Origin of the sequence: Bacillus sp. 37MA, assembly GCF_000372765.1 — a bacterium.
GTDB lineage: Bacteria > Bacillota > Bacilli > Bacillales > Domibacillaceae > Domibacillus > Domibacillus aminovorans.
This window is the reverse complement of sequence record NZ_KB889752.1, coordinates 414,927-441,240: the sequence shown is the minus strand read 5'-3', so window position 1 is coordinate 441,240 and position 26,314 is coordinate 414,927. Positions and strand designations below refer to the sequence as shown.

The following is a 26,314-nucleotide window of genomic DNA, read 5'->3' as shown; positions in this document are numbered from 1 at the left end:
CCTGAAATAATTGTTACATTTTTGTCATCGTTTGTCGCAGAATGCAAAGTGCATCTTTTTTAGTCAACGGAGTTTCTCCACATAAGCGTCCAATTTCGAATGCCCATGGAATGTCTAAAGCAGAGGGAAGAGGCTCACTGAAAACAACAGATGGCCGATCATGTTTTACTAGACTACCTTTGTTTAAAATCATATATTCATCCGCCCATTCATAGGCAAAATCAACATGATGGGTTGATGCGATGACGGTTTTTCCACGCTGATGGAACGTGTTAATTAGAGCGACAAGTTTTTGCACATTCGCGGGGTCCAGTCCAGCTTCTGGTTCGTCCAGAACGAATACATCCGGATTCATCGCTGCTACCCCGGCAATAGCGGCACGTTTTTTTTCACCTGCGCTAAGTGCATGAGGCGGTTTATGACGAAGGTGATCAATTCCACACGCCTTCATCGCTTCAGTTGCGGCTATTCTCGCCGATTCTTTCGTCCAGCCGAGCTGAAGTGGTCCATACATCACATCTTCCTCTATTGTCGGCGCAAACAACTGCATATCCGGGTTTTGCATCACAAAGCCGATTCTTCTTCTCCATTTTTGCAAATGCTTCCTTTTGTAGGTAAGCTCTTTCCCGTCCCATGAAATCGCACCGGCAGTTGGCTGCATTAATCCGGTTAAATGATGAAAAAGAGTCGATTTTCCGGACCCGCTTTCACCGAGGACAGCTATTTTCACGCCACTTTTGATCGTCGTATTGATTTGTTTTAATGCTTCTGTTCCATCAGGATAAACGGAACAAATACTTTTTAATTCGATCATTTCTTTTTCCTCCAGAATGATTGCCATTCAGACGATGGAATATAGTCCAAACCGCCACGTAAATCGACAGCATGCTGCCTCTCATTCATTTCCATTAATGTTGATGTAAAGATATGAACGGCGGCTCTCGCAGCCATTTGAATACCCGGGCGTCCGGAGCGCAGTGTCTGTGCCATTATCACCTCACTCTTTTTTTCCCATAATTGAAAAATAAAGCGATAGACGAGTGCCACAATTTCAATAAATAATGACGGCAGTTTACACACATTCATCAACCAGATGATTTGTGTAAACGGCGTTGTCAAAATAAATGCGTAGAGAGATGCCGCTCCAGCAAACGCCGCACAGGCTGTTGTCACAGCTTCTTGTATGGACTCTTTATTTGCGTATATAGATAACCAGCCTTCAAAAGAAAAAGCAATTGGCAAAACGCCGGCTAAAATAAACGCAGCCGGCGCCAGTAAAAGTCGAATATATAAAATGAGTGATACACCGCCCAAAAAAACAAATATGGAAGCCATGATCACAACCAAAAACGTTGCAGCTGGTTCTCGCCATATTAAAGAAAGAAACAGCAGCGGTAAACAGATAGCCGCCTTTTCAGCAGGGTGAATGCGAGCGAAACGACTGTTATATGCCGCGCGGTTGAGTACATTCATGATTTCTCTCTTTTCGAACGTGTGCGGATCGTCCCAATTACGTATCCGATTACGCCAGCGCCAATGGCAGCCTGCAATGAAAAAAGAAGACCCTCCGTTTCACCGCCTGGTGGTTCAAAAATGGGTGAGGCCCACGGTTTATAATCCGTTTGAATAGCCGTGATTTTTTCTTCTGCGAGACCGTCTGCTCCGCCAAATTCACTGTCCTGCCACATAAAAAGCGGAATGATAGCAATTGCCGCGGCTAACAAAAATAAGGTGATGTTTTTTTTCATGAGAAATGAACCCCTTTCAGCGATGTACGGTGCTTCTCTAACCAATTAACGGCAGCGGCTGTCAGCAATCCTTCACACACGGCAAGCGATACTTGTGTCACGGCGAAAATGCCCGCAAATTCAAGAAATGATGCATATACTCCGCCCGTTTCAGATGGAAAAGCAAGTGCCAGTTGCAAAGACGTAACTGTATAGGTAACGATATTTGCCGCAAAGGCCGTGAAAAAAGCATTCGTTCCCGCTTTCATTCCGGCTTTTTTCAACATACGGTACACGGCATACGCCGCAAATGGACCGGCAACCGCCATTGAAAAAGCATTCGCACCGAGCGTTGTAATGCCGCCATGCGCAAGCAAAAGAGCCTGAAATAGCAGAACAATCGTACCTAGTACGGTCATTGCTGCTGGTCCAAACATCATCGTGCCAAGTGCTGTCCCGACCGGATGCGAACTACTGCCGGTCACAGAAGGAATTTTTAACGCGGATAAAACAAACGCAAAAGCGCCAGCAAAACCGATCATAAGCTTCGCTTCCGGGTTTTCATCAACAGCTTTTTTTAATGTTTTTAATCCCCATAAAAAAAATGGTATGGTCACGATCCACCAGAAAACAGCCCATCCTATGGGCAAAAACCCTTCCATAATGTGCATCGCTGCCGGTTCTGTGTAAGAATTTAGCCAGAAAAAGACAGCAAGCAATAAAATGATTAATTTATTCATACAGTAGCCTCTTTTCGATTAATTGAACGGGCTGCAGCGACAAAAGCAGCAGCAAATTCTTTGTTGGATGGAAAATAAATGTGTATATCCGGTCACCGTATTAAAGGTTAAACAGCTATCCCGTTTTGCTCCGGACCGCTCTTCAGACTGATAAGCCCTCTGGAAGCCACACACCGGTTAAGGCGGTCAATTCAGTTGTGCACGTGTTGATTTCATTATGATGTGGCGTCGGATAATGTGCACAATATCACTTCTTTGCCAACTCTTCTCATGCATGTCGAACCATCGCAAATAAGAACGTGCCGATTCATTTCGGTTAATTTCTATGTTGACGTATGTCAATCACTCCTTTTTTTGGAAACGCAAAAAGCCCCCGCTTCTTCAATGGAAGCGGGGGCAGAAAATCGCAAAAAAGGCATACTTTATACGCATTCATCCCGTTCTTCCCACCGAAGAATAATGTTTAGGCATTAAAAGCAGGTCTCCTGGCTTGCGGTCCTTTTACTTTTGTCCCCCTTCCCGGTGTATTCACCAGTGGATATGGACAATTTCATCGCGCTTACAGTAGCGGGGGCTGCATCGGATTCACACCGATTTCCCTATTATCCCGGACGTTCAAACTCCGGGCACTTTCAATGTTTCATATTTAGTTTTGTTATTGTAATCAAGAATAGCAGGAAACCCACTATTTTGACAAGGGAAAATTAAGTATTTCAGTAAAAAACTGATTAGTCGTTCATAAACCAGGTAAAAAAAGCGCCAAAGTATCGCGCTTTTTCAATTTAATCATCTGTATCAGTTTCGCCGACTGTTACTTCACCGGTTGCACCGTGTACATACACGTCCGTTTCTGTTTTGCCGTTACGAATCTCAATTTCATAACGGCCGTCGTCAAGCTCGACATTCGTTACGTTACCTTTTACTTTTTTCTTCGCAGCCGCAATCGCTTCTTCTTGTGTAACCGTTACGTTCACCGCCTCGTTATTGTCGTCAAAATCGTCATTGTCGTCATGATCATCACGTTCTGTTTTCAAAATTTCCCCCGTGTTGCCGTCAATGTCGATATCCTCGCTATCTGTATCTACTTCATACACGATTCCATTCCATTCGCGCTCAAGTTCAATGCTTTTGACGACCGCTTTCGTTTCTTTTTCCGCGATCGCCTTCGCTTCTTCCATCGTCAATTTCACATCCACACTCGGCACTTCTGCTTGACTTTTATCTGTTTGAACACCCCACACAGCCCCTCCACCAATAAGTCCTATTGCTAATAATCCGCCTGTCATTGTACGTTTTTTCATGTTGTTTTCCTCCTTGTTTTTTGATCTTGCTTCTATCATAGCCGCGCAAGATGAGAAAATAAGGGTAGAAAAATGAGAGTTTGATGAGAGACATTAATCATCCCATGAAATGGACATAATCTCACCTGAAATAGCATTCACCTGCACGGTTGCCTCGTCACCGTTTGCAAGATCAATATCGACAATAAACGAACCAGCTTCGTCGTCGTCGCCCATTTCAATTTCGTCGATAATACCTGGCACTTCACCGAGCGCAATCTCTCCCGCTTCCGCTTCTGTCAACGGTCCTGATTCCTTCACCGGAGCTGTTTCTTCTCTATGTACATACTGTTCTTCAATCGCTGGCTCTAACATACGGGTCATTTCCTGCAGCTCACCCGTCTCACTGTCGACAATCACCTCATATTCACCTTCCGCCACCTCAATCGTATACACATACTGCCCGTTCCGCTCGGCTGATTTTGTCACCGTGCCGCTATACCTCTCGGCCAGCTGCTCACCCGCATCTGCCATCGTAACGTCCGGTGTCTGAACAGTTTGATATAAGAAGAAAAGAGCCGTAGCTGCTGTTAAGACAACGATTGTGATCCAAACTTTTTTCATTTCTCTTCACTCCGTTTTTTCATTCATTGTAGCCCGGTATTCTGAGATATCGCTGAGAGTGATGATTGCAGTCGTCCCTTTTCCTTCTTCACTTTCTATTTTTACATCTGCTCCGATCGCAACCGCTATATCTTTAGCCAGCGACAGTCCAAGACCGAATCCCCTCGTTTTACGCGAACGCGCTTTATCGACTCGATAAAAACGGTCGAAAATTTTATCGATGTCACTAGATGGAATGCCGATCCCTTTGTCGATGACATGAATTTCATTTTTTTCAACGAGAAGATGTATTTCGTCATCTGAATATTTACGGGCGTTATCGAGAAAAATATATAAAATTTGGCGTAACTTCGAACGATCAGTAATGATCGTAAAGGGTGCATGTACCCCCACATCAATACGTCGATCATACGCTTTTTCAAACGCTTCCGCGGCCTCCTTTACAAATGACGCCACGTGTACAGACTCTTTTTGAATATTCCATGATTCATTGCTCCGCGCAAGCGTTAATAGTTGCTGCGTCAACTCTTTCATCCGCACCGCTTCTTCATGAATTGCTTCAACAGATTCATCAAATAAATCTGGCCGGTCTTTCCCGCGTCGCTTTAACAAATTCGCATACGATTCAACGACCGTTAGCGGAGTCTTCAATTCATGCGACGCATTTTGTACAAACGTTTCCTGCTTCACATAGTTTTTTTCCAACTGCTCCATCATATCGTTAAACGTTTCCGCCATTTCATTTAATTCATCATTTTGTTTGCTATTCATTTCAATTTGTTCATACCGTCCGCTTTCTCGAATGTGGCGCATCGTTTGCGTCAGATTCACAATCGGATTGGAAATGACCGTACCAAGCACACGCGCTGATATGACTGCTGGAATAACGGCTAAAATGGAAGCGGCGATTAACACAATTCGCAAAATGTCGAGAATGCGGTCAGTCGCCTGCAAATTCTCCATTATTTCTAATGACGCTACGTCCCCATTTCGCCAAATGACAGGCGCAATCACACGTGCATAGCGTGCGCTTCCAACCTCAATCACATTCCGCTGTTCGGCCGTTTCGTATACAGCTTCAATATCACGCAAATCGATGGCTCCTGGGGAGGCAGAAACACCGTCCACTGTCGAATCAGGTAATATAATGCGCACCATCCCGTCCGCTGGCGCATATGCCCGAAGCAAATCAGCACTTGACACGGAAGCAGCTGGATTCAAAACTCCGGTCATAATCCGTCTCGCTTCTGCCACTGTCCTGTCAAGGTCTGCTTCTTTTAACATACTGCCTGCCGCAAAATAGACCGCTGTGTTCATGACGATGACGATCACAATAAGTAGCACACTCGTGCCGAGATGAATTTTATTTTTTAGCTTCATCAATCTTTTAGTACGTAGCCGACGCCGCGCACCGTATGAATAAGCGGCACACCAAACGGCTTATCTATTTTATTCCGCAAATAGCGGATATACACGTCGACCACGTTCGTATCTCCATAGTAATCGTATCCCCATATACCATCGAGCAGCTGTTCACGAGATAACACATGGCGTTTATTTTTCAATAAATAGAGAAGCAAATCATACTCACGCGGCGTCAAATCAATTGATTGACCGGCACGTGTCACGTCACGTGACTCTTCATTCACGAATAGATCAGCGGCTGTTAGAGCCTTCATTTGAACCGACTTGCGAAGTGCTGCCCGAATTCTTGCAAGTAGTTCGTCCATATCAAACGGCTTCGTCACATAGTCACTCGCGCCGATATCAAGACCTTCCACTTTGTCCACCACTGTATCTTTCGCCGTCAGCATAATAACGGGCACGTCGCTTCCTTGACGAATGCGGCGCAGGACACTCATGCCATTCATTCCCGGCAGCATGACATCAAGGAGAACAAGATCAAATGTCCCTTCACGAAAAGCCGCAATGCCATCAAGTCCGTCAAATGCTTTTTTCGTTTCATACCCTTCATGCTCCAGCTCCAGTTCAAGCACGCGAGCAATCCGTTCTTCATCTTCTACAATTAAAATACGCTGTACGCTCACATCCAGGTCTCCCCTTTCGTTACTACTTATTATCGTTGTGACGATACATTTTGTCCAAACAAAAGGACGGTCCACGGGGACCATCCTTTTGTTCATTCGTTTAAAAAGTCATGAATTAGCATCTTTAGTTCTTCATGTTCTTTTACATCGCCTAGTACCGCTTCAATAACACGGTGGCGTGGTTCCGTCGTCCGCAGTTCATCCTGTAAAAAAGACAGAAGTTCTTCTTGATCTGAGTCTCCCGTATCCTGCATCAAACCGATCTTCCGCATCAGTACGCTTTTCTTTTTTTCACGATTTAACGCTGTTTCTGGCATCCACCGTTCTAGAATACGTGAATCAAAAAGCTGATCATCTGTCTTCATTACATCGTTCACAGTTGACTCGACACGGCGCATCGCATAGCCGATAATAGTATCAAGCTCCAGCGTCTCTTCAACCGCCACAACAAAATGAACCATATTTTGCACCACACCGAGCAATGTAACCGCTAAGTCCGTTGAATAAGGCCGCACCTTTTCGCCAAACACTTCGATCATCCGCCTTTGTATCCATCGTAGTTCCTTTAAATGATGCTGTTTCACAAACTTTTTCAGCTCGACATCCTCCGACGCAAACACTCCTTGAAAAAGCACAAACAAATTATTCTCTTTATTCACTTCCATTTTCACTTTAATCTGCTCGATAAATACTTCTTTATCATGAACAGGCCGCCCGGCAAGCATATTTATCCGCCGTTCATCCGTTTCACTGTTAATTTTTTCAAAAATACTAATTAACAGTTCATTTTTCGACAAGAAATAATTATAAAACGTTCCTTTCGAAATGCCGCTTTCCTCTAAAATATCTTGCACGGATGTGGCTGCATATCCTTTTTCAACAAATAGAGCATGTGCTGCCACCATTACCTTTTTCTTTCGTTCATTCAATTCGTTGCACTTCCCCTAATTTGAACTCATAGTCTAAACACATACTAGCGGAAAATCCCTTTTATTTCAAGACTTTTAAAAATTGTTCATTTGATTTTTTATACTATTGGTATATTATAAAAATTTGTTTAATCAACTGTCTAGTAAATGAAAAAATAAAGTCTTCGAATGGAACGGGAGACCCTGTTTCTGTTTCTGATCAACTTTCATCTTTTCTGCGCCACTTAGCTTTTAAATGTTTCGTAATGAACAATCTCTTCAAACGGCACATGCTTCTTCGGTTTCGGTTTCGCATCGATGTGCCCAGTGCCGATGACTGCTAAAATGCGGCGATCTTCTGGTATGTCGAGTGCCTCTCGAACGTGCGACTCTCGTTTTGCGGACTCATCTGCATCTTCCGAATGATATATCGCTCCAAAAGCGGCGCCGAGATTCTCCTGTTCAGCCGCCAGCCAAATAAATGCAGAGGTGATGGAAGCATCCTGCAGCCAATATTTACTTACATCCGGACGACCGGTAATCACGATTCCGGCACCAGCAGTCGCTAGCCATTTCATAAACGGGGTAGCACTTGATAAATGAACTAACTTGTCCCGATCCGTCACGATGATCAGTTCACGCGACGGCAAATTATTCCCGGCGGGCGCTAAATACCCAGCGCGGATAATTCGCCCCAATGCGTCTTTGTCAATTTTCAGCGGTGCAAATGCCGTTATTTCCCGGCGTCCTTCAATCGCTTCATGTACATTCATTTCCATTCCCCCTTCTCATTCGATTTTATCAGATTTTTCAGACTAATCTAATTAGATTACTCTTACTGAATGATTTCATCGCTAAAAACGCCCTTCGTCTAAAATCGGCGAGGGCGTTTTTGCTTACTTCACTGCATTTGTTAATGATTTAATGATGCCAACATGTGTGCCTTCATGCCCTGTGACAAACTGAAGAATCGCTTCAACCGTCGCCATCTCAAATCCAGCAATCGTAAGCGGATTTGATGCTTCAGCACTTAGTTTCTCTGCAAAATGCGCTTCAATACGGCCTGCCTGCTGCTCAAGTGCCTTTACAATTTCCTCTGCTTCCGGCACGTCGCCTGTCCACTCAGATGGACGTGTTCCCGTCGCAAACATTGCACCCCACTTAGGACGCTCAATCTCATAGCTGTCATCCGCCATATGCAACAGCCCTTCTGCTGCAAAATAAATATGTCCCGCATTCCAATGAATCGTATTTGAATAGCCATCCGGCTGCTCGTCCCACTTTTCCTTCGGCGCCTGTTGCAGCGCGCCAATTGTAGCCGCACGTGAAAATCCAAATTGTTTAATTGATTCCATAAAAATCACTCCTTTATGTAAATACATATTTCATCATAATATATACTTCATGTCATGCATACTATTCCATTTCATTTTTCGTACAAACGACGATGCCAATTGGGTAGTGCCGCCCCTTCCTTCCAGGCACCGGTTCAACCAACACACCTCGTTGATAGTAGCATTCTACCGATTCATAACGATTAAATGTGCTGAAAAATTCATGTTCTGTCAACTGATGCACATGAAATTTTTCCAACGTCGGCTGGCCGCGTCCGTGGCCAAACGGCGTTGATATGATGAGTGTTCCCCCGGGTTTTAACATCGTATACAAATGATCAAGATACATTGTTTCATCTTGTATATGTTCGATCGTTTCAAAACTAAATATGGAATCGAACATCCCTAATTTCTCAGGCAGCATCGGATCCGCTGCATTCTGCGCTTCAAATGTAACGAGTGGATGATAATAGCGTCCTTTCGCATACACGATCGTCTCAACATCACGATCAACGCCAATCACTTCCGTCAGTCTCTTTTTCGCTGCTTTTGCAATAATCTGCGTGCCAAATCCGCTTCCACACGCAATATCAAGCACACGCCCTTTTGCATAGTGAATCGCAAACTGGTAACGCGCAATATGCTCAAGCAGCATTCCATTCATTGCGTTCATCTCATCCGGCCAAATCCGTTCCTCTGTCTTCTCCATAAATGACCGCCCCTTTTCGCGAACAATGCCTTTATCGCCGCTATCCGTTTATTTTATCATTTTTCGATATAAAAAACGCCCCTCTCTATGGATCCCATCAAGTTAAAGCAGCTTATTTTTTCAATTAAATAACAATTTTACAAATTTCTAAAGGAGTATCTTCTGAAAAGTCGAATACGTTAAGTACTTACAAATTCCAAAAGTTTAAAATCAGTTGCCCAATCAAGAAGAGCTGATCATTGACGAGATGCCACTCACATGGAAGTGCGTGCAATTTCACTTTAAATCTAGTTAGGAGGGTATGCCTTGAAGGCGCCTACGAAGCCATGGACATTGTTGTATAAAATACAACAAGAAGTGATTCCCGACGCTCATCATTATTTAAATGAATGGAGGGAGAAGGCTAATGAGATCCCGAATGAGGAATTACGAAAACAAGCGCTTTCCAGCATTAAAGAGAAGGCTTTCCACTGTGAGGGTGGAGCTGTTTATGGATTGCTTGCTGGAAAAGAACGCAGAAACATCATTCGATTTATTGTGGCTTATCAAACGATCAGTGACTACTTAGATAACCTTTGTGACAGGAGCACTTCCTTGGAAGAAAGAGATTTCCGTATGCTTCATCGGTCTATGCATCATGCCTTAACCCCAGGAATAGAGCCTGAAAATTATTATCAATATCGGAACGATCAAGACGATGGCGGGTATTTGGCTTCTCTTGTGTTAACTTGTCAAAATGTTTTGAAAAATCTCTCCGGATTTCAAAATGCACAGGACGCCATGCATCAATTAGCAGGTTACTATTGTGATTTACAAGTATTCAAACATGTTGAAAAAAATAAACGTGTTGAGTTATTAGAAAATTGGTTTGAGAGGCACAAGCACGAAGTACCTGCAATGACTTGGTATGAATTTTCTGCTTGTGCAGGTTCTACATTAGGCATTTTTTGCTTTGCTGCCTATGCGTCATATGGTTTAAAAGCAGAAGAAGTGAACATATTAAAAAATGGATATTTCCCTTGGATTCAAGGTCTTCATATTATGCTTGATTATTTTATTGATCAAGAAGAAGACCGGGAAGAGGATGATTTGAATTTTGTCTTCTACTATGAAAGTGAAGAAAAAATGGTACAACGAATTAGATATTTCAAAGAAAAGGCCGAGGAGAGTATTCGAAGTTTGCCGGACTGGAAATTTCATCAACTTATTAACAAAGGTCTGATCGCCATTTATCTAGCGGATAAGAAAGTTCAAGAAGATAAGGAACTGAAACGAACAGCTAAACGATTTATCCGCTTCGGTGGGTTGCCTACTCTATTTTTTTATCTAAATAGTTGGGTGTATCGCCAAGCATAAAATGCTGTTTCAAACAAAAAACCCCTCCCGAATAATCATTTCGGAAGGGATTCTTCTTATTTACCAATAAACATTTGTGTCCAGTGACCGTCTACGTATCCAACGCCAATGTGCGTGTAGTCTGCACTTAAAATATTTTTACGGTGCCCATCACTGTTCATCCAAGCATTCATTACTTCTTCCGGTGTTTGTTGTCCTTTTGCGATATTTTCACCGGCTGATTTGTACGTGATACCAAACTGTTTCATCATGTCAAACGGCGATCCGTATGTCGGAGACTGATGAGAGAAATAGCCTTTATTTTTCATATCTTGTGATTTTGTACGCGCAACATCACTTAACTTCGTATCTAGTTGAAGAGCTTTTACTCCTTGTTTCGCGCGTTCTTGGTTGACCAATTCAAAGACTTGCTGTTCAAATGCGCTGACGCTTCCTGCTTTTTGCTCAGTTTGCTGTGGCTGTGCTGCAGGTGCTTTCGGTTGTGCTGCAGGCGCTTTTTCTTGTGTTACTGGTGCTTTTGGTTGTTCTGCAGGCGCTTTTTCTTGTGTTACTGGCGCTTTTTCTTGTGCTGCAGGCGCTTTTGTTGTCTGTTCAACTAGTTTTTGAATGTCAATATTATATTTCTTTGCAAATTCATCTAGATTAACTTGTTGAACATTATATTTCTTTACTAATTCATCTACGTTGACTTGTTTAACTGTTTGTGTTGATTCGTTGACGTTACATGTCGGCGATGCTGCCTCCGCCTGACCTGCTGTGAAGAGTCCTAATGTAACAGCACCGGCGAGTGTCGCCATGCGAATATTCTTTTTCATACTGTAATTCCTCCTAAAAGTTTATGTTTTTCTTGATCTATTAATGTCTGGCCCCCTGCTGCCCATTTATTGTTGCACGATCTTTTACCGCCCCGCAATGCATTCTGGCGTGGCAAATTTCGCTATCTTTTGAAATTGATAGTTTCCTATAATCACCATCCGTTTAAACACTGACACAGTAACGGGTTGAACACGATTGATTTTTTCACTACTTTTTTCAGTAATGAAAGTGTAAATGCTATGTCATATTCGTCACATAAAAAAAAGCGCCTAAAAGGCACTTTTTTACAGACTATAGACAAAATCTTCATATTGAAGGCGATGTCTACAGGTTTTCACGATATATTACATATTTCCAAACTGTGCTTCATGAAGACGGCGGTAATGGCCGCCTCGCTCAAGCAGCTCGTGATGGCTGCCCTGCTCTTCAATACCGGCCGGCGTCACCACAATAATTCGGTCTGCATGCTTAATGGTCGCAAGCCGATGGGCGATAACGAGCGTTGTACGCCCGACAGCGAGCTCTGCTAGCGCCTGCTGAATGGCAAGCTCTGTTTCAGTGTCAAGTGCAGATGTCGCTTCATCCAAAATTAAAATCGGTGGATTTTTTAAAAAGATCCGTGCAATGGCCAGCCGCTGTTTTTGCCCGCCGGATAGTTTCACCCCGCGTTCGCCGATAACGGTTTCAAGTCCTTCCGGTAAAGAAAGAACGAACTCATCAAGACGCGACCGCTTCAATGCATCCATGATCGCTTCATCAGATGCCCCAAGGTCGCCATACAAAATGTTTTCACGAATCGTTCCGGAGAATAAAAAGACATCCTGCTGTACGATGCCGATCTGGCGTCTGAGAGAGGCGAGTGTCATCTTTTTCGTATCCAGTCCATCGATGGAGATATAGCCTTCCTCCACATCGTAAAAACGCGGCAGCAAACTGCACATCGTCGTTTTACCGGCACCAGATGGTCCGACAAACGCTACCGTCTCTCCTGCTTTAATCCACAAGCTAATATTGTTCAACACAGATGTTTTGCCTTCATAGCCGAACGTGACGTTATGGTAGCCAATATCACCGCGCACTACATCAATGTCGATTGCATTCAATGAATCGGCCACATCCTGTTCTGTATTCAGCAGTTCGACATACCGTTTAAAGCCTGCAATGCCTTTCGGGTAGCTTTCAATGATTGCATTGATTTTTTCAATCGGTCGGAAGAAAATGTTCGACAGCAAAATAAAGCCCACAAACTCTCCGTATGTCAACTCGCCTTGCATGACAAAATAGGTGCCACAAATCAGGACGAACAGTGTGACGGTCCGCATCAGCATATAGCTGATCGACATGTTGAGCGCCATGATTTTATATGAGAGAAGCTTCGTCAATCGGAAACGGCTGTTGTTTTCTTCAAACTGCGCTCTTTCATGTTTTTCATTGGCAAACGCCTGCACGACACGAATGCCGCCCATGCTGTCTTCAATACGGGCATTAAAGTCCGCAATATCACCAAACAGCCGATGAAAGGCGCCAGTCATTTTTTTGTTGAAGTAGATAGCCAGCCATAAAATAACCGGAATGATGATAAAGGTTAATACAGCTAGCTTCCAGTTAATATATGCCATCATCGCAAACGCGCCGGTCAAAGTCATCAAAGCGATAAACAAATCTTCCGGACCATGATGCGCCATTTCGCCAATTTCCATTAAGTCACTCGTCATCCGTGAAATAAGGTGACCGGTTTTCGTATTGTCAAAAAATCGAAACGACAGCTTTTGCACGTGGCCAAAGAGTTTACGGCGCATGTCTGTTTCAATGTTAATGCCGAGCATATGTCCCCAATACGTCACTACATACTGAAGACCGGCATTGACAATGTAAATAAGCAAAAGCCCGATGCTCACGGCCAAAATTAAATTCCAATCGCCATCCGGCAAAAGATCATCAATAAAATGATTAACAATGAGTGGGAAGGCGAGTTCCAAAAGCCCCGCCATCACTGCACAGAAAAAGTCCAAGAAGAAAAGTTTCTTATAAGGACGGTAATAAGAGAAAAATTGCTTAATCACATCTTCACCTGCTTTTTTAAAAATAAGAGCGTGTTTCCCTTTAAACCTGCCAGCACTTCCGGGGTTTGCGGAAAAATCGCTATTTGCTTGACCATCTCTTTTATGGACGGACGCTAAATATCCGATTCATTTAAATAAATGGTGCCGCTTTTCTGGTTTATCAGCCGGGCCATCGTTTTCGTTAAATTCTTGACAATCGTTGCCACGCCATAGCCGGTTTTCACGTGTTTCGTACGCGCAGTTTATTCATTTCATACATCACTTCTAATCATTTGATTTTATACCAAATTTTATATATAAAACAAATTACCGTAATTGATAATCACTTTCAATTAAAAATCTACCACAATTCTGTCTAATATGTCTATACTTTCATGAAAAAACGGACTATCTCATATGCTCTAATAATTGTAATTTATATTTCGCTGACGGACAGCTTCGAACTAGAAATTCACTTTTTTACGTTTTAAATGAATCTATAATCTATTAGCGCAAAAAAATAGCCTTCAATAAATAAACTGCACCCCAATTGTTAGACACCAGTCTAACAATTGGAGGTGCTTTTCTTTTGGATAAATTTACAAAAGAAGAAAAAATACAAACTGTTTTAAGATATCAAAATGGTGAAGAAGAGATAAATTCAATTGCCAAGTCCTTACCTGTTCAAAATGCTATGCTTCAAAGCTGGATTAAACAATATATTAATTACTATAATCACAAACGAATTAAGGCAAAACTAAAAGGCCTAAGCCCAGTGCAGTACCGGACTCAGACCTTACAAGCAGCCTAGCTAAATAAAGTGTCTAACTTTTTGGGTTCACTTCAAAGCTGGGGGCTATTTCCTTATTAAATTTTCGGGTGAACAAAATCGTGATTGCGCTTTAGCTTAGCTATCGTTGAAATCTTTTAAGTCATTTCAATCGTACATGGGCCCGATTCAAAGTGTTCCCCTAATAGAAAACCTTGTTCATCCGTATAATCAATGTGTATCTCCTCATTTAAATAACGCTTTGTGAAGTGATCGATTCGAATTTGAACACCTTTATTCTCCAAAATAATATCATGTCGCCGCGGCTCATCGAAAATAATGGAAAGATTGACGGCCAATCCGCATCCCCCAGATAGATTGGCGTCAATCCGTGGAAATTTCCCTTCATTTGAAACAGATGCTTTTAGTTTATTCACTGCCGCCTCCGTTAACGATATACGTATGTCTCTCCCTCCTCCCTAAGAGTATGCAGTTTATTCCTCTTTCGAATAACGCAATATGGGCTGTCTTGCCGCTTGTACTTCATCTAATCGTCCAATGATTGTTGTATGTGGTGCTTCAAATACGACGTCTGGATTTTCTTCTACTTCTTTGGCAATCTGAATCATTGCCTCAGCAAAAGCATCCATCGTTTCTTTCGACTCTGTTTCCGTTGGTTCGATCATCATGCATTCCTCTACATTTAATGGGAAATAAATGGTTGGTGGATGATAGCCAAAATCGAGCAGCCGTTTTGCCATATCGAGTGTTCTTACACCTAGCTTTTTCTGTCTGGACCCTGATAAAACAAATTCATGCTTACAATATTGTGAATACGGTGATTCAAAATAAGGCTCCAGCTTTTTACGCAGATAATTGGCGTGAAGGACGGCACTTTCGGATACTTGACGTAACCCAACAGGTCCCATTGTACGGATATATGTATACGCACGTACAAGAATACCAAAGTTTCCATAATATCCTTTCACACGGCCAATTGATAAAGGGTGATGACTATTCAATACATATTGATCGTTTTCTTTCTCAATACGCGGCACCGGCAAATACGGAATCAGTTTCTCTTTCACACCGACTGGACCTGCACCAGGACCGCCGCCACCATGAGGTGTTGTAAATGTTTTGTGAAGATTTAAATGGACGATGTCAAAGCCCATGTTCCCAGGTGTCGTTTTTCCTAAAATGGCATTCGCATTGGCCCCATCATAATACAGTAAGCCGCCTGCTTCGTGAACAACCTTGGCAATGTCAACAATGTCTTTTTCAAATAGCCCTAATGTATTTGGATTTGTCAGCATTAAAGCTGCTGTGTCATGACCGACATGCTTTTTCAATTCTGCCAGATCGACTAAACCATCTTCATTTGACGGTATGGTCACTGTTTTAAAACCTGCCACTGTTGCACTCGCTGGATTCGTCCCATGTGCAGAGTCAGGAACAAGTACTTTTGTTCTTTTTTCTCCTTTTTGCTCAAAGTACGCTTTGACCATCATTAGCCCTGTCCATTCCCCTTGCGCTCCAGCTGAAGGCTGCAGCGTCACGGCATCCATGCCCGTAACTTCAGCTAAATCTTCTTGCAACTCATGTAAAAGTTTGAGCGCTCCCTGCACCGTTTCAGCGGGCTGATATGGATGGATCCGGCTGAATCCTTCAAACCGTGCCACATCTTCATTAATTTTTGGATTGTACTTCATCGTACACGAACCGAGTGGATAAAACCCATTATCGATGCCATGGTTTTTGTTCGAAAGGGCTGTGTAATGGCGAATTAGCTGAAGCTCTGACACTTCTGGGAGTTCCGCTGGCATGTCTCGTATTAAATAGGCGGGCAGTTTATCATGTAAATCGACTTTATCAACGTCACTTTCCGGAAGGCTTGACCCGATTCTCCCTTGGCGACTCAATTCAAAGATTAATTCATTGTATTCAACCATTTTTCATCGCCTCCAACACCTTTACAAATTGGTCCATCTCCTCTTTTGTCCGTTGCTCTGTCACCGCAATCAGCATTTCGTTCTCAAGTCTATAGTCATTTCCTAAATCGAATCCACCGATCATTCCTACCTCTAACAGTTTTGCATTTACTTCTTTGACGGGTAGCGGAAATTCTACAATGAATTCATTAAAAAATGGTGCTTTATTTTTCACGTTAAAACCTTTCTTTTGAAGGCATTTAGCCATATAATCCGCTTTTTCAATGTTCAACTGTGCCATCTGACGGATTCCTTCTTTGCCAAGTGACGCCATACAAACAGCAGAAGCAAGTGCATTTAATGCTTGATTTGAACAAATATTAGAGGATGCTTTATCTCGGCGAATATGTTGTTCGCGCGCTTGCAGCGTTAAGACAAACCCTCGTTTTCCTTGGTCATCCGTCGTTTGTCCAACAATACGTCCAGGTACTTTGCGCATCATTTTTTTCTTCACAGCGAAATAGCCGCAATGCGGGCCGCCAAAAGACATCGGGATTCCAAGCGGCTGCATGTCCCCGATCACGATATCCGCACCTAGTTTACCTGGTGCCTCTAAAAGCGCTAAAGCGAGCGGATTGGCACTCACGATGAAAAGCGCGCCTTTCTCTTCTGAAATGGTCTTGATCTTCGTTAAATCTTCAATAGAACCGAAAAAGTTTGGATATTGAACAATGACCGCCGCCGTGTCTTGATCCATTTGTTCTTGCAGCTTTTCGAGATCTGTTATATCTCCATCTAGTGCAGCTTCTTCGACAGTATATTCTAGTCCGCCTGATACGGTATTTAAGATCGCTCTCGATTCAGGATGCACCGATTTAGATACAATCACTTTTGAACGTCTCGTTGACGTAATAGCAAGTGACGCAGCTTCTGCCAGTGATGTAGGACCATCGTACATCGAAGAATTCGCTACATCCATTCCTGTCAGTTCACAAACCATCGTTTGAAATTCAAAAATAGCCTGTAATTCCCCTTGGCTGATTTCCGGCTGATAAGGTGTATACGCCGTATAAAATTCAGACCGTGAAATGACATGATTGACGACGCTTGGAATGTAATGATCATATGTGCCAGCACCGAGAAAAATAGGATAGTGATTGGCATGTTTATTTTGTGATGATAGCTGATGCATTTTTTTCACAAGAAGCGGCTCTGGTACGGCATTCGGGATGTTGAGCTCACCTTCTAAACGAATTTCTTTTGGTACGTCTTCAAACAATTCATCTACTGAAGAAATCGTTAAAAGAGCAAGCATCTCTTCTTGATCTTGTTTTGTGTCTGGTAAGTATCGATAAGTGGACGTCATTTTATCGTTCCCCTTCTCTTTTGTAGAATGGTGTTTTGACAACATGGGCATCCACTTTCTTATGGCGAATTTCTACTTTTAGTGGCGTCCCCTCTTTAGTATGTTCCGATTTAATCAAAGCAAGGCCGAGGTTTTTCTTTAAAGTCGGTGAGTGCGTTCCCGATGTCATAAAACCAATCTCCTCTTCCGTTTCGGAAAATACTTTATACCCGTGACGTGGAATGCCTCTTCCTGTCACTTCAATCCCGACTATTTTTCTTGTTAACCCGTCTTCTTTTTGTTTTATAAGAGCTGATTTGCCGATAAAATCACTTTCTTTCTTCGTTTTTACGGCAAAACCGATTCCTGCTTCTAGCGGGCTGATGTCACGCGTGAGCTCTTGGCCGTACAAAGCAAGACGTGCTTCTAAACGAAGGGTGTCACGCGCACCAAGTCCGCATCGCTTTAAGCCCTCTGCTTTCCCAGCTTCTAGAAGGCTCTCCCAAAGTTTTTCCGCGTCACTTGCTTTTAAATAAAGTTCAAAACCGTCTTCGCCTGTATACCCTGTCCGGGAGACAAGCACGTTTTCCACACCGTTCACACGGACATTTTGCGCAAAATGAAAAAAGCCAATTTCTGACAAATGAACATCTGTTACTGTTTGTAAAATGCCTTCTGCTTTAGGTCCCTGGATTGCAATCAGTGCAATGTCACTTGATCTATTTTCAAGCTTCACACTTCCTTTCACGTGCTGCTTCATCCATTCGAAATCTTTTTCAATATTTGCTGCATTAATGACAAGCAAATATGTTTCGTTCTCTAACTTATAAATAAGCAGATCATCGACTGTGCCGCCATCTGGGTCACACATCGCTGTATACTGCGCATGATTGATCTGAAGCTTTGTCACATCGTTTGTGACGAGATGATTCAAATAACGTTCCGCATCTTTTCCTTCGACAAGGACTTCTCCCATGTGAGAAACATCAAAAAGTCCCGCTTTAGTCCGGACAGCTTCATGTTCTTCGATAATGCCTGTAAACTGGACCGGCAATGCCCATCCGCCAAAATCAATCACTTTCGCTCCGTTTTTTTTGTATGTGTCAAAAATTGGTGTTCTCTTTAGTTCTGTTTCCTGACTCATTCCTACACCCCCGTTTAAGATTTCTCGTTTGCTTCTTAATTTCGTCCATTATATCTTTTCATTCTTACGTGCTTTTTACTCATAGAAAAAAGGACATAGAAGGGCACACTGTCTCCCTTTATATATCCTTTTACTTGAGATTTTAACCTTGTAACGATGTCAAATTTTTCACAAAAAGCTCTTATAACGACATATTGTCCTCAATATGAAAAAATAAATACTTGATAGCTGGTGTATACGCAGGTGAACTCGTGTAACTCCAATGACGATTCCGGCTGTTGTTCGTATGGGCGTTAACAAAGGGCACACCGCCGCTCTTACTCGTCACAATCGTTGAATGATCCATTCGTCCATCCCCCGTAAAATCATAAAAAATAACATCTCCTAGCTGTAGCTGATCAAGTGATGATACTTTTTTTGCCTTTAATCCGTGCTTTGAGCCTTCCAAATACCACCTTAACGAATGAGACACACTCCAGCTGAAACTCCACGTGCCACCGGCGACCCACCATCCTTTTTCGCGATGGGGATACCCACGCTGCGGTGCCCCGCCTGCCAACAAACATTGCGATATATAATTGGTGCAGTCGACTTCAAAACGCGGAAAAGCCGGATTGTAGCTGTTCCACCATTGTTGTGCGTACGCAACCGCTTTTTCTCTATTGTACAAATATCACGCCTCCTTTTTACATTGTATGCAAAAAAGAGCATAGAAAAACCGGACTGATCAATCAGCCCGGTTTCGTTCATTCATTATTTTGTAACTCACAACGTTTTTAAGATGAAATCTCAATTCACCTCAAATTAAACCGCCGCGGTTCTATTCCACATCGTCGTTTATGATGTACCTAAACGACCTAAGCCCTGCCTTCTCTTAAGTCCTTGTGGCTCCGAAGCCACTCCAGTGTGAATAAGTTTTACCAACACTAGCAGAATGCCAAATTTTCTTATATGAAACGTTCTAAGTTACGATCTTCATGAGTTTTCAACTATATCATGAAACTCAATTTATGTCAATATCACATATACATAACCATCGCTGTGTAGAAAAAATCGGCGACGAGAATTTAATATCGATGACCTCAATCACTGAATCCGCTAAAAAATCATTTATTTTCCGATCAAACGACTCTTCTGTCCAGCGGATGATGAAACAGCCCCTCAAAACGCTCGTTTTCCTCGATCAGATTGATTTCATTCAATGCGAAAATGCTCCAATATGGAAACGCTGGTTCAAATGGCCTCGCTTCTTTATACTTCTCTTCTAGATTCACTTTTTCTTTCACACCGCAGCCCGCAATGAGAATGAGTGTGGCAACTTCGATTAATCATACTCTTTTCCCATCAAAACCGCCCCCTTTTCCTCATCATAGCGCGGTAATATGGGAGTTTACCGAGAAAAAACCTGTTTCATCCAAAAACCGGGCCGCTTATTTTTTCCACATCTTTTGAACAATCGGATACAACTTGATCATTGCAAAAAACACAATGAGAAAGACAATAACCTGCAGTACTACTTCGCTCATTTACATCAGTCCTTTCACTTTTACAGCCAGAATCCTCCATGCCACGAAAATCTTCTTTCTATAATTTTAATATAACATCTGAAAAAAAACATTTTACAAGGAGATCAGACCTCTCTTTATTGTTCTGTTTAAAATTCCCCATTTCGGAAATAATGAAAGTATGAGATAATAAATAAGATTGACCAATAAAATCGGGGGTGACGTTATGTCTTATTACAGCAAAAATCGTGCTGAGCCATTACCAAACGTTGACATTGAGACGTGGGAGTGTACAAAGGACGACTGTAATGGCTGGATGAGAAAGAATTTTTCCGAAGATGATACGCCTTCGTGCCCGTTTTGTGGAAGTGACATGGAAACCGGGAACCGTCTTACCAATTCCCTACAAAATAATACATTTCGTAAATCGGCTGAAGCCGAACAAAACGAACAAAAAAAAGCGTGATTCCCTTTGTGGAATCCGCTTTTTCTACTTACTTGATTCCTTTTCTCACAGCGAAATGATGGCTTCAAGAAAGAACCAAATAATCATCATTAATTGAATGACGACTTTTGCAAGTGTACCGCTCAAGAATGCAATGAGTGTTGCGTAGGCAACGAGAAAGGCCGTCTTCACATTTTTTTGAATGATGAGTTCAACGAGAAGTACCGCCGCAAACGGCACAATCAAAATTCCAAACGGCGGCATAATAAACGAACCGGCGATAATCGCAACGACCGCTGTCCATTCTCCCCATTTCGATCCACCATACTTTTTTACGAAATAGCTGTTAGCTAGGAAATCAGCGATGAAAGTGAGCACGGTAAATAAAAGCATCGCGATCCAGAAAACAACCGATAGCTCTTCTTTACTAATGCCAAAATAATAAAGGGCAAATCCCGCCCACAATACGAGTACGGATGGAACAATTGGAAAGATAAATCCAATAAAACTGACGATAAATAATAAAATAATTCCGGTCCATACTAAAATAGCCACCTATAGCCACCTCTTCTCTGTTATGATAATATTGTACCAATATGTGAAAGAATAGGAAGTGATTGAATTTGATTAAAATTGACATGCCACAGGCCGACTTCATTTTAATAAGAAAACGAAATCTGGAAGATACGAGCGAAGCCGCTATTGCCAAAGAATATGGCTTTACGGATTATCATAAAATTCCGCGTGACAAAGCGGGCATCTTTATGTTTTACGATGTAAGTGACAACTTACTGTTTGTCGGTAAAGCACGAAAACTCCGCATGCGCATCCGCAAACATTTTGAAGATAACGTCTCAGACATTAAAAATCACCGGGATGACGTTCATAAAATTGTTGTCTGTGTTGTGGACAATCCGATGGAACGCGAGATTTATGAAACGTATATTATTAATATGCTCCAGTCAAAGTATAATACAGAAAAAGCCTTTTTTAGATCTTAATCTAACACCCGACTATTTAAAAGTCGGGCTTTTTTATTTATATTTGTTCAACACTTCAACAGATGTTCCTTCTTTTTCTCCTTAAAAATCTCGACAAACATACAAGGTTATAAGAACTTTTGTCGAAACTATTTCTTTCTTTATTTTCATCACGTATACTAGTCCCTGATATGTTTCTAGCCTTTTAAAAACGATTATTTTGGAGGATCGTAAAGAATGAATAACCATGATCACTTTCATGACTTAATGATTCAAATTAAAACGGTGCGCAAGTTAATGATTTCAACTGGAACGGCGAAGGGACTCAGTCATACCGATACGATTAAACATAGTCAACATTTGGACAAACTATTGAATCAATTTCAATTGAAATGCAAATTTTAATTCCTATTCGCTTAGGGCGGGAATTTGATAAATATAAAGCAAACAACACGGCTATATAACACTCGCCGTGTTGCTCATTTGTTTTGATTACTTCAAGCCCTTTTCTTTTAATACTTCCTTCTGTTTTCTCGCTTTTTTGCTGACATACGTATTTTTCCATACAGCGTACAAGTTAATTCCGAGCGCTACTGATGCTCCACAGAGCATCATAAATGCATCGATACTTTGCTGCGTCAACCAGTCAAAAGAGACACCAATCGCTCCTAAAAACAAGAATAATGAAGTCAGGAACCCCCCTAATAAAGTGATAATATCTCGTTTCACTAGCATCTCCCCCTTCCATTACTTATTTTATACATAATGTATGTACATCTCATAAATTGTTTACAGACAAACCTGTTTACGCACAAAAAAATCAGTCCCTATAAGGAACTGATTTAGAAAGTTATCGTTAGACAAGCCGCCTTTGCCGTATGGATTACATAAGAAAGTTTTAAACCACCACTTCTCAAAGTGGGTGTTCGCAAAAACGTTCTTGCTTGTCCTCCTTGTCGTATCGACAGAGGCATGTCATTTCCGTTTTTATATAAAACTCCCGATTACAGCTTAAAGGTTAAAACTTAATTATTGATTACGTACAACGCAGCTTGTATTCGTATATTACTCCATTCGCTTTAATAAATCAACGGTAATGTTTTCCCCACCTGCTTAAGTACAGATAATGTACTCTTTCTGAAATCAAGTCATTTTATTTTGTCTCATGAAAAATTCCTGCTACACTAATACAAATCATTATAATATAGAAAGAAGTGTCCCAAACGATGTCTATCAACTATTCCGTTCTCGATCTGGCACCGATTACAGCAGGCGGGACGGCATCGGAATCATTCATTCATTCTGCTGATCTTGCGCAGCATGCTGAAAAATGGGGGTATAACCGCTATTGGCTCGCAGAACATCATAGCATGCCTGGTATTGCAAGCTCGGCCACAGCTATCGTGATCGGTCACATCGCTGCCGCAACGAATACGATCCGTGTCGGTTCCGGCGGCATTATGCTGCCCAACCATGCGCCGCTCATTATCGCCGAACAATTTGGCACACTTGAATCTCTTTTCCCTGGACGTATTGACCTCGGTCTTGGCCGTGCACCTGGCACAGACCAAGTGACAATGCGGGCATTAAGACGCCAAAACCAGAGTGATGGTCATGATTTCCCAGAACAGTTGGAAGAACTTCGCAGTTATTTTAAAACAGGCCGCAAACATGTGCGTGCTATTCCTGGAGAAGGGTTAAACACTCCGATCTGGCTACTCGGTTCAAGCGGGTTCAGCGCCCGTCTTGCCGGCGATCTTGGCTTGCCATTTTCATTTGCGAGTCATTTTTCACCCGATAATACGATGTCAGCCCTTGCCCTCTACCGCCGTCATTTCAATAATTCTGGCGTCATTGACAAACCGTATGCCATGCTCGGTGTCAATGTGATCGCCGCTGATACAGACGAGGAAGCGGAAAAACTTGCGACGTCGATGCAGCAGCAATTTTTAAACTTAATCCGCAACAATACTGTACCGCTTCAGCCGCCCGTTGATAACATGGATGAACTATGGAGTGATTTTGAAAAAGCAGCGCTTCAACAGCAGCTCGGTGCATCAATTATTGGCGGACCGGATACAGTGAAGCAAAAACTCAAGACATTTATCGAAGACACAGAAGCAGACGAAATTATGGTGAACGCGCAAATATTCGACCATGACGCTCGTTTACGCTCATTTGAAATTGTTGCTGATCTAATGAAATAAACGAGAGAGAGCTGTCCCTATTTCGGGACAGCTCTCTCTCGTTCCAAAATATAACCTACAGCAGATTGCTGCCAGGAAAGTTTTCTTTATTCCTCTTCCAAATACGAACAGCAATAATCTACTACTGTATGTACGTTTAACTGAAAGGACTCATTCGCTGGCACGTAAAAAACGCCGCTTCCGTCGATCGTTTCCCACTCGCCGCCTGCAAGCTTATACTGAAGCGTTCCAGCCGTAATATCCATCTCTTCTTTCAGCACAGTCGCAAATTCATATTCCCCAGGCATCATAATACCAAGTGTTTTTTTCGTTCCGTCTTCAAAGAAAACCGTCCGGCTTGTCACTTTCCCTTCAAAATAAATATTTGCTGCTTTGTCTACTGTTACATTTTTAAATTGTGTCATCGTCATCTTCCTCTCCTATTCATTTTTTTTACTGTACCACAAAATCTAAATATTGAAAAAGACACCCGATTGGATGCCTGAATTATTCATTCACTGTGTACGTTAATTGGTACTTACTTTCACATTGTATTGTTCAAACCATTGATTCATCTGTACAAAATAAGCAAGCAGCTGCGGTCCCGTCATTAGCTGGCCAAACCATGGCACTTGAAACGATGCCCCTCCTGATTCTGTGATCTCTTGCAATGATGATCGTGAAAAAAATTCAAGCAGCGGCGAATCTTTGGCAAGAACGTCATTCATCATCCCGCTGACCAGCTTCGTATAGCCCGGATGATGTGTCTTCGGATACGGACTTTTCTTCCGGTACAACACCTCTCTCGGTAGAAAGCCGTCAAGCGCCTTCCGCAAAATCCCTTTTTCCCGGCCGTCCGCCATCTTCATCTTCCATGGAATATTCCACGCATACTCAACGATCCGGTGATCCGCAAACGGCACCCGCACTTCGAGACCCGCACCCATACTCATCCGATCTTTCCGCTCAAGAAGAGCCGTCATAAACGACACCATATTCACATAAAACATTTCCCGGCGGCGGCGATCGATTCCGCTTTCCCCGTCTAATTGGGGCGTTTCACCAACAAGATCGTTATACCGTTGTTCCCCATACTCTTCTAATGGAAGGGTGTTTCGCCATTTTTCATTTAGTAAAAGCGTCTTATCCGCTAACGACTGAATCCATGGAAAACCGCATCCATTCAACAACTCTTCCCTGTGAAACCACGGATATCCGCCGAAAATTTCATCCGCACACTCACCGGACAACCCGACTGTAAAATCGTGTTTGATTTCTTCACAAAACCATAATAAAGACGAATCAACGTCCGCCATTCCCGGCGCATCACGGGCAATCATCGCAGCCTTTAGTTTATCCGCAAGCTCGTCATATTCAATGATCGATGAATGATGAATCGATCCGATATGTTTTTGCATTTTATCAATCCATAGCTGATCTTCACTTGGCTGAAAGACACTTTTCTTAAAATATTGGCTGTTTTCCGCATATTCAATCGAATAGGTGTGAAGAGAACCACGTCCGTTTTTTTGAAAATAATCCGATGCAAATGCGCTGATCGCACTCGAATCAACACCGCCGGATAAAAAAGTACAAACGGGCACATCGGCTGTCAACTGACGCTCAACGGCATCTTTTAATAAAAATCGAACCTGTTCCGCTGTTTCATCCATCGAATGAAGGTGCTTCTTGCTTTCCACGTTCCAGTATCGCCATATGCGACGTCCAGTTCGATTCAACGTAAGCGCGTGAGCCGGGCGCAATTCATGGATCCCTTTAAAAATACCATGCCCCGGCGTCCGCCCCGGTCCGAGCGTGAACAATTCCATTAGTCCTTCACGATCGATTTCCGCCTTTACATGACGATGCGCCAGAAGCGCCTTTATTTCCGATCCAAACAAAAAAGAATCGTCCCATTCGGTATAAAAGAGTGGCTTTACTCCGAGCCGATCTCTCGCCATAAACAGCTCCTGCTGATTTTCATCCCATACACCGAATGCAAAAATTCCATTTAGACGATTTACACATTTCTCACGCCATTCAATAAAGGCCGTCAACAGCACTTCCGTATCGGAATGTCCTTGAAACGTATATCCCTTTTTCAACAGCTCCTGCCTAATTTCTTCCGTATTATACAGCTCACCATTATACACAATCGTATACGGACCGCATGTCATCGGCTGCCTGCCGCCTACCGGATCGACGACGACGAGCCGCGTGTGACCGAATGCTGCATGATGGGTTGCCCACACACGAAAGTCATCCGGACCACGTTTTTTAAGCGTCGCCGCCATCGTTTTAACCGCCTCTTGTTCATTCCTCATATCGCGTGCAAAATCTACCCATCCCGTTATTCCGCACATGTAGATCACCCTTTCCTGCATTAATGTATTCAGGCAGGAAGTGAATCATTCCAAGTGAACAT

General features: G+C 42.7%; 29 protein-coding genes, 1 other RNA gene, 1 pseudogene and 1 riboswitch. Of the genes and pseudogenes, 6 read left to right on the top strand and 25 right to left on the bottom strand.

Going from position 1 to position 26,314, the window contains the following annotated elements:
- Positions 1-13: 13 nt before the first annotated feature.
- The 12 genes from A3M5_RS22085 to A3M5_RS0102325 form a co-directional block, all read right to left on the bottom strand.
- On the bottom strand, positions 14-814 hold the full coding sequence (locus A3M5_RS22085; protein WP_018392151.1) for an energy-coupling factor ABC transporter ATP-binding protein: 801 nt from the start codon (positions 812-814) through the stop codon (positions 14-16).
- Complete coding sequence (locus A3M5_RS23585) at positions 811-1,473, bottom strand: energy-coupling factor transporter transmembrane component T family protein (protein WP_018392150.1); 663 nt, start codon at positions 1,471-1,473, stop codon at positions 811-813. The genes A3M5_RS22085 and A3M5_RS23585 overlap by 4 nt, the downstream gene beginning before the upstream one ends.
- Positions 1,470-1,748 carry an energy-coupling factor ABC transporter substrate-binding protein gene (locus tag A3M5_RS0102370; protein WP_018392149.1) on the bottom strand — a complete coding sequence of 93 codons (279 nt, stop codon included), beginning with the start codon at positions 1,746-1,748 and terminating at the stop codon, positions 1,470-1,472. The genes A3M5_RS23585 and A3M5_RS0102370 overlap by 4 nt, the downstream gene beginning before the upstream one ends.
- Positions 1,745-2,467, bottom strand: a complete 723-nt coding sequence (locus tag A3M5_RS0102365; protein WP_018392148.1) for an energy-coupling factor ABC transporter permease — start codon at positions 2,465-2,467, stop codon at positions 1,745-1,747. Before A3M5_RS0102365 ends, A3M5_RS0102370 begins: the two co-directional genes overlap by 4 nt.
- A 458-nt stretch (positions 2,468-2,925) precedes the next feature.
- Positions 2,926-3,116, bottom strand: a riboswitch (cobalamin riboswitch).
- A 133-nt stretch (positions 3,117-3,249) separates the two neighbouring features.
- Positions 3,250-3,768, bottom strand: coding sequence for a PepSY domain-containing protein (locus tag A3M5_RS0102360; protein ID WP_018392147.1), 519 nt, complete (start codon positions 3,766-3,768; stop codon positions 3,250-3,252).
- Between the two features lie 93 nt (positions 3,769-3,861).
- On the bottom strand, positions 3,862-4,371 hold the full coding sequence (locus A3M5_RS23580) for a PepSY domain-containing protein (protein WP_018392146.1): 510 nt from the start codon (positions 4,369-4,371) through the stop codon (positions 3,862-3,864).
- 6 nt (positions 4,372-4,377) lie between these two features.
- Positions 4,378-5,751 carry a sensor histidine kinase gene (locus tag A3M5_RS0102350; RefSeq protein ID WP_018392145.1) on the bottom strand — a complete coding sequence of 458 codons (1,374 nt, stop codon included), beginning with the start codon at positions 5,749-5,751 and terminating at the stop codon, positions 4,378-4,380.
- Positions 5,751-6,419 (bottom strand): response regulator transcription factor, encoded by a 669-nt coding sequence (locus A3M5_RS0102345; protein WP_018392144.1) that lies wholly within the window; start codon positions 6,417-6,419, stop codon positions 5,751-5,753. The genes A3M5_RS0102350 and A3M5_RS0102345 overlap by 1 nt, the downstream gene beginning before the upstream one ends.
- A 92-nt stretch (positions 6,420-6,511) precedes the next feature.
- Positions 6,512-7,348: a TetR/AcrR family transcriptional regulator gene (locus A3M5_RS22070; protein ID WP_018392143.1), complete on the bottom strand. Its 837-nt coding sequence runs from the start codon at positions 7,346-7,348 to the stop codon at positions 6,512-6,514.
- 224 nt (positions 7,349-7,572) lie between these two features.
- Positions 7,573-8,100, bottom strand: a complete 528-nt coding sequence (locus A3M5_RS0102335) for a nitroreductase family protein (RefSeq protein WP_018392142.1) — start codon at positions 8,098-8,100, stop codon at positions 7,573-7,575.
- A 123-nt stretch (positions 8,101-8,223) separates the two neighbouring features.
- Entirely contained in the window at positions 8,224-8,682 is a 459-nt protein-coding gene (locus A3M5_RS23575; protein WP_018392141.1) for a DinB family protein, read from the bottom strand.
- Positions 8,683-8,743: 61 nt separating this feature from the next.
- Positions 8,744-9,370 carry a class I SAM-dependent methyltransferase gene (locus tag A3M5_RS0102325; protein WP_018392140.1) on the bottom strand — a complete coding sequence of 209 codons (627 nt, stop codon included), beginning with the start codon at positions 9,368-9,370 and terminating at the stop codon, positions 8,744-8,746.
- A gap of 306 nt (positions 9,371-9,676) precedes the next feature.
- Here A3M5_RS0102325 and A3M5_RS0102320 point away from each other — a divergent pair, with 306 nt between their 5' ends.
- The gene (locus A3M5_RS0102320) at positions 9,677-10,726 is read left to right on the top strand and encodes a tetraprenyl-beta-curcumene synthase family protein (RefSeq protein WP_018392139.1); all 1,050 of its coding nucleotides are present in this window, start codon (positions 9,677-9,679) and stop codon (positions 10,724-10,726) included.
- A 56-nt stretch (positions 10,727-10,782) separates the two neighbouring features.
- Here the strand turns inward: A3M5_RS0102320 and A3M5_RS0102315 are convergent, their stop codons facing one another.
- Positions 10,783-11,541, bottom strand: a complete 759-nt coding sequence (locus A3M5_RS0102315; RefSeq protein ID WP_018392138.1) for a CAP domain-containing protein — start codon at positions 11,539-11,541, stop codon at positions 10,783-10,785.
- A gap of 345 nt (positions 11,542-11,886) precedes the next feature.
- Positions 11,887-13,605 carry an ABC transporter ATP-binding protein gene (locus tag A3M5_RS0102310; protein WP_018392137.1) on the bottom strand — a complete coding sequence of 573 codons (1,719 nt, stop codon included), beginning with the start codon at positions 13,603-13,605 and terminating at the stop codon, positions 11,887-11,889.
- 688 nt (positions 13,606-14,293) lie between these two features.
- Here A3M5_RS0102310 and A3M5_RS24230 point away from each other — a divergent pair.
- Positions 14,294-14,395: pseudogene (locus A3M5_RS24230) on the top strand (IS3 family transposase); the annotation flags it as partial.
- Positions 14,396-14,511: 116 nt separating this feature from the next.
- On the opposite strand, the gene A3M5_RS0102300 reads toward A3M5_RS24230, so the two are convergent.
- The 6 genes from A3M5_RS0102300 to A3M5_RS25100 form a co-directional block, all read right to left on the bottom strand.
- Positions 14,512-14,811, bottom strand: coding sequence for an iron-sulfur cluster biosynthesis family protein (locus A3M5_RS0102300; protein ID WP_227431906.1), 300 nt, complete (start codon positions 14,809-14,811; stop codon positions 14,512-14,514).
- A 36-nt stretch (positions 14,812-14,847) separates the two neighbouring features.
- Positions 14,848-16,305: an aminomethyl-transferring glycine dehydrogenase subunit GcvPB gene (gene gcvPB, locus A3M5_RS0102295; RefSeq protein ID WP_018392134.1), complete on the bottom strand. Its 1,458-nt coding sequence runs from the start codon at positions 16,303-16,305 to the stop codon at positions 14,848-14,850.
- On the bottom strand, positions 16,298-17,650 hold the full coding sequence (gene gcvPA / locus A3M5_RS0102290) for an aminomethyl-transferring glycine dehydrogenase subunit GcvPA (protein WP_018392133.1): 1,353 nt from the start codon (positions 17,648-17,650) through the stop codon (positions 16,298-16,300). The genes gcvPB and gcvPA overlap by 8 nt, the downstream gene beginning before the upstream one ends.
- A 1-nt stretch (position 17,651) precedes the next feature.
- Positions 17,652-18,773, bottom strand: coding sequence for a glycine cleavage system aminomethyltransferase GcvT (gene gcvT / locus A3M5_RS0102285; protein ID WP_018392132.1), 1,122 nt, complete (start codon positions 18,771-18,773; stop codon positions 17,652-17,654).
- Positions 18,774-18,954: 181 nt separating this feature from the next.
- Positions 18,955-19,443, bottom strand: coding sequence for an amidase domain-containing protein (locus tag A3M5_RS0102280; protein ID WP_018392131.1), 489 nt, complete (start codon positions 19,441-19,443; stop codon positions 18,955-18,957).
- A 451-nt stretch (positions 19,444-19,894) separates the two neighbouring features.
- Positions 19,895-20,059: a hypothetical protein gene (locus tag A3M5_RS25100; protein WP_018392130.1), complete on the bottom strand. Its 165-nt coding sequence runs from the start codon at positions 20,057-20,059 to the stop codon at positions 19,895-19,897.
- A 445-nt stretch (positions 20,060-20,504) separates the two neighbouring features.
- Between A3M5_RS25100 and A3M5_RS0102265 the strand changes: the two genes are divergently transcribed.
- The gene (locus tag A3M5_RS0102265; RefSeq protein ID WP_018392128.1) at positions 20,505-20,744 is read left to right on the top strand and encodes a cold-shock protein; all 240 of its coding nucleotides are present in this window, start codon (positions 20,505-20,507) and stop codon (positions 20,742-20,744) included.
- 45 nt (positions 20,745-20,789) lie between these two features.
- On the opposite strand, the gene A3M5_RS0102260 is transcribed toward A3M5_RS0102265, so the two are convergent.
- Complete coding sequence (locus A3M5_RS0102260) at positions 20,790-21,278, bottom strand: DUF456 domain-containing protein (protein ID WP_018392127.1); 489 nt, start codon at positions 21,276-21,278, stop codon at positions 20,790-20,792.
- Between the two features lie 68 nt (positions 21,279-21,346).
- On the opposite strand from A3M5_RS0102260, the gene A3M5_RS0102255 reads away from it, so the two are divergent.
- Positions 21,347-21,724: a nucleotide excision repair endonuclease gene (locus tag A3M5_RS0102255; RefSeq protein WP_018392126.1), complete on the top strand. Its 378-nt coding sequence runs from the start codon at positions 21,347-21,349 to the stop codon at positions 21,722-21,724.
- Between the two features lie 216 nt (positions 21,725-21,940).
- Positions 21,941-22,108 (top strand): aspartyl-phosphate phosphatase Spo0E family protein, encoded by a 168-nt coding sequence (locus tag A3M5_RS24225; protein WP_018392125.1) that lies wholly within the window; start codon positions 21,941-21,943, stop codon positions 22,106-22,108.
- Between the two features lie 87 nt (positions 22,109-22,195).
- Here A3M5_RS24225 and A3M5_RS0102245 read toward each other — a convergent pair whose 3' ends face one another.
- Positions 22,196-22,432 (bottom strand): phage holin, encoded by a 237-nt coding sequence (locus A3M5_RS0102245; protein ID WP_018392124.1) that lies wholly within the window; start codon positions 22,430-22,432, stop codon positions 22,196-22,198.
- Positions 22,433-22,561: 129 nt separating this feature from the next.
- A non-coding RNA gene (ssrS, locus tag A3M5_RS23995) (6S RNA) lies at positions 22,562-22,760 on the bottom strand.
- Positions 22,761-22,929: 169 nt separating this feature from the next.
- Between ssrS and A3M5_RS0102240 the strand changes: the two genes are divergently transcribed.
- Positions 22,930-23,910 (top strand): LLM class flavin-dependent oxidoreductase, encoded by a 981-nt coding sequence (locus A3M5_RS0102240; RefSeq protein WP_018392123.1) that lies wholly within the window; start codon positions 22,930-22,932, stop codon positions 23,908-23,910.
- A gap of 86 nt (positions 23,911-23,996) precedes the next feature.
- Here the strand turns inward: A3M5_RS0102240 and ppnP are convergent, their stop codons facing one another.
- Both ppnP and asnB read right to left on the bottom strand, forming a co-directional pair.
- Complete coding sequence (gene ppnP, locus A3M5_RS0102235) at positions 23,997-24,314, bottom strand: pyrimidine/purine nucleoside phosphorylase (RefSeq protein ID WP_026221553.1); 318 nt, start codon at positions 24,312-24,314, stop codon at positions 23,997-23,999.
- A 102-nt stretch (positions 24,315-24,416) separates the two neighbouring features.
- Positions 24,417-26,252 (bottom strand): asparagine synthase (glutamine-hydrolyzing), encoded by a 1,836-nt coding sequence (gene asnB, locus A3M5_RS0102230; protein WP_018392121.1) that lies wholly within the window; start codon positions 26,250-26,252, stop codon positions 24,417-24,419.
- Between the last annotated feature and the right edge of the window lie 62 nt (positions 26,253-26,314).

Excerpts from the sequence above, each read along its gene's own strand:
- A3M5_RS22085 (WP_018392151.1), bottom strand. The coding sequence starts at position 814 with ATGATCGAATTAAAAAGTATTTGTTCCGTTTATCCTGATGGAACAGAA.
- A3M5_RS23585 (WP_018392150.1), bottom strand. The coding sequence starts at position 1,473 with ATGAATGTACTCAACCGCGCGGCATATAACAGTCGTTTCGCTCGCATT.
- A3M5_RS0102370 (WP_018392149.1), bottom strand. The coding sequence starts at position 1,748 with ATGAAAAAAAACATCACCTTATTTTTGTTAGCCGCGGCAATTGCTATC.
- A3M5_RS0102365 (WP_018392148.1), bottom strand. The coding sequence starts at position 2,467 with ATGAATAAATTAATCATTTTATTGCTTGCTGTCTTTTTCTGGCTAAAT.
- A3M5_RS0102360 (WP_018392147.1), bottom strand. The coding sequence starts at position 3,768 with ATGAAAAAACGTACAATGACAGGCGGATTATTAGCAATAGGACTTATT.
- A3M5_RS23580 (WP_018392146.1), bottom strand. The coding sequence starts at position 4,371 with ATGAAAAAAGTTTGGATCACAATCGTTGTCTTAACAGCAGCTACGGCT.
- A3M5_RS0102350 (WP_018392145.1), bottom strand. The coding sequence starts at position 5,751 with ATGAAGCTAAAAAATAAAATTCATCTCGGCACGAGTGTGCTACTTATT.
- A3M5_RS0102335 (WP_018392142.1), bottom strand. The coding sequence starts at position 8,100 with ATGAATGTACATGAAGCGATTGAAGGACGCCGGGAAATAACGGCATTT.
- A3M5_RS23575 (WP_018392141.1), bottom strand. The coding sequence starts at position 8,682 with ATGGAATCAATTAAACAATTTGGATTTTCACGTGCGGCTACAATTGGC.
- A3M5_RS0102325 (WP_018392140.1), bottom strand. The coding sequence starts at position 9,370 with ATGGAGAAGACAGAGGAACGGATTTGGCCGGATGAGATGAACGCAATG.
- A3M5_RS0102315 (WP_018392138.1), bottom strand. The coding sequence starts at position 11,541 with ATGAAAAAGAATATTCGCATGGCGACACTCGCCGGTGCTGTTACATTA.
- gcvPB (WP_018392134.1), bottom strand. The coding sequence starts at position 16,305 with ATGGTTGAATACAATGAATTAATCTTTGAATTGAGTCGCCAAGGGAGA.
- gcvPA (WP_018392133.1), bottom strand. The coding sequence starts at position 17,650 with ATGACGTCCACTTATCGATACTTACCAGACACAAAACAAGATCAAGAA.
- gcvT (WP_018392132.1), bottom strand. The coding sequence starts at position 18,773 with ATGAGTCAGGAAACAGAACTAAAGAGAACACCAATTTTTGACACATAC.
- A3M5_RS0102265 (WP_018392128.1), top strand. The coding sequence starts at position 20,505 with ATGTCTTATTACAGCAAAAATCGTGCTGAGCCATTACCAAACGTTGAC.
- A3M5_RS24225 (WP_018392125.1), top strand. The coding sequence starts at position 21,941 with ATGAATAACCATGATCACTTTCATGACTTAATGATTCAAATTAAAACG.
- A3M5_RS0102240 (WP_018392123.1), top strand. The coding sequence starts at position 22,930 with ATGTCTATCAACTATTCCGTTCTCGATCTGGCACCGATTACAGCAGGC.
- ppnP (WP_026221553.1), bottom strand. The coding sequence starts at position 24,314 with ATGACACAATTTAAAAATGTAACAGTAGACAAAGCAGCAAATATTTAT.
- asnB (WP_018392121.1), bottom strand. The coding sequence starts at position 26,252 with ATGTGCGGAATAACGGGATGGGTAGATTTTGCACGCGATATGAGGAAT.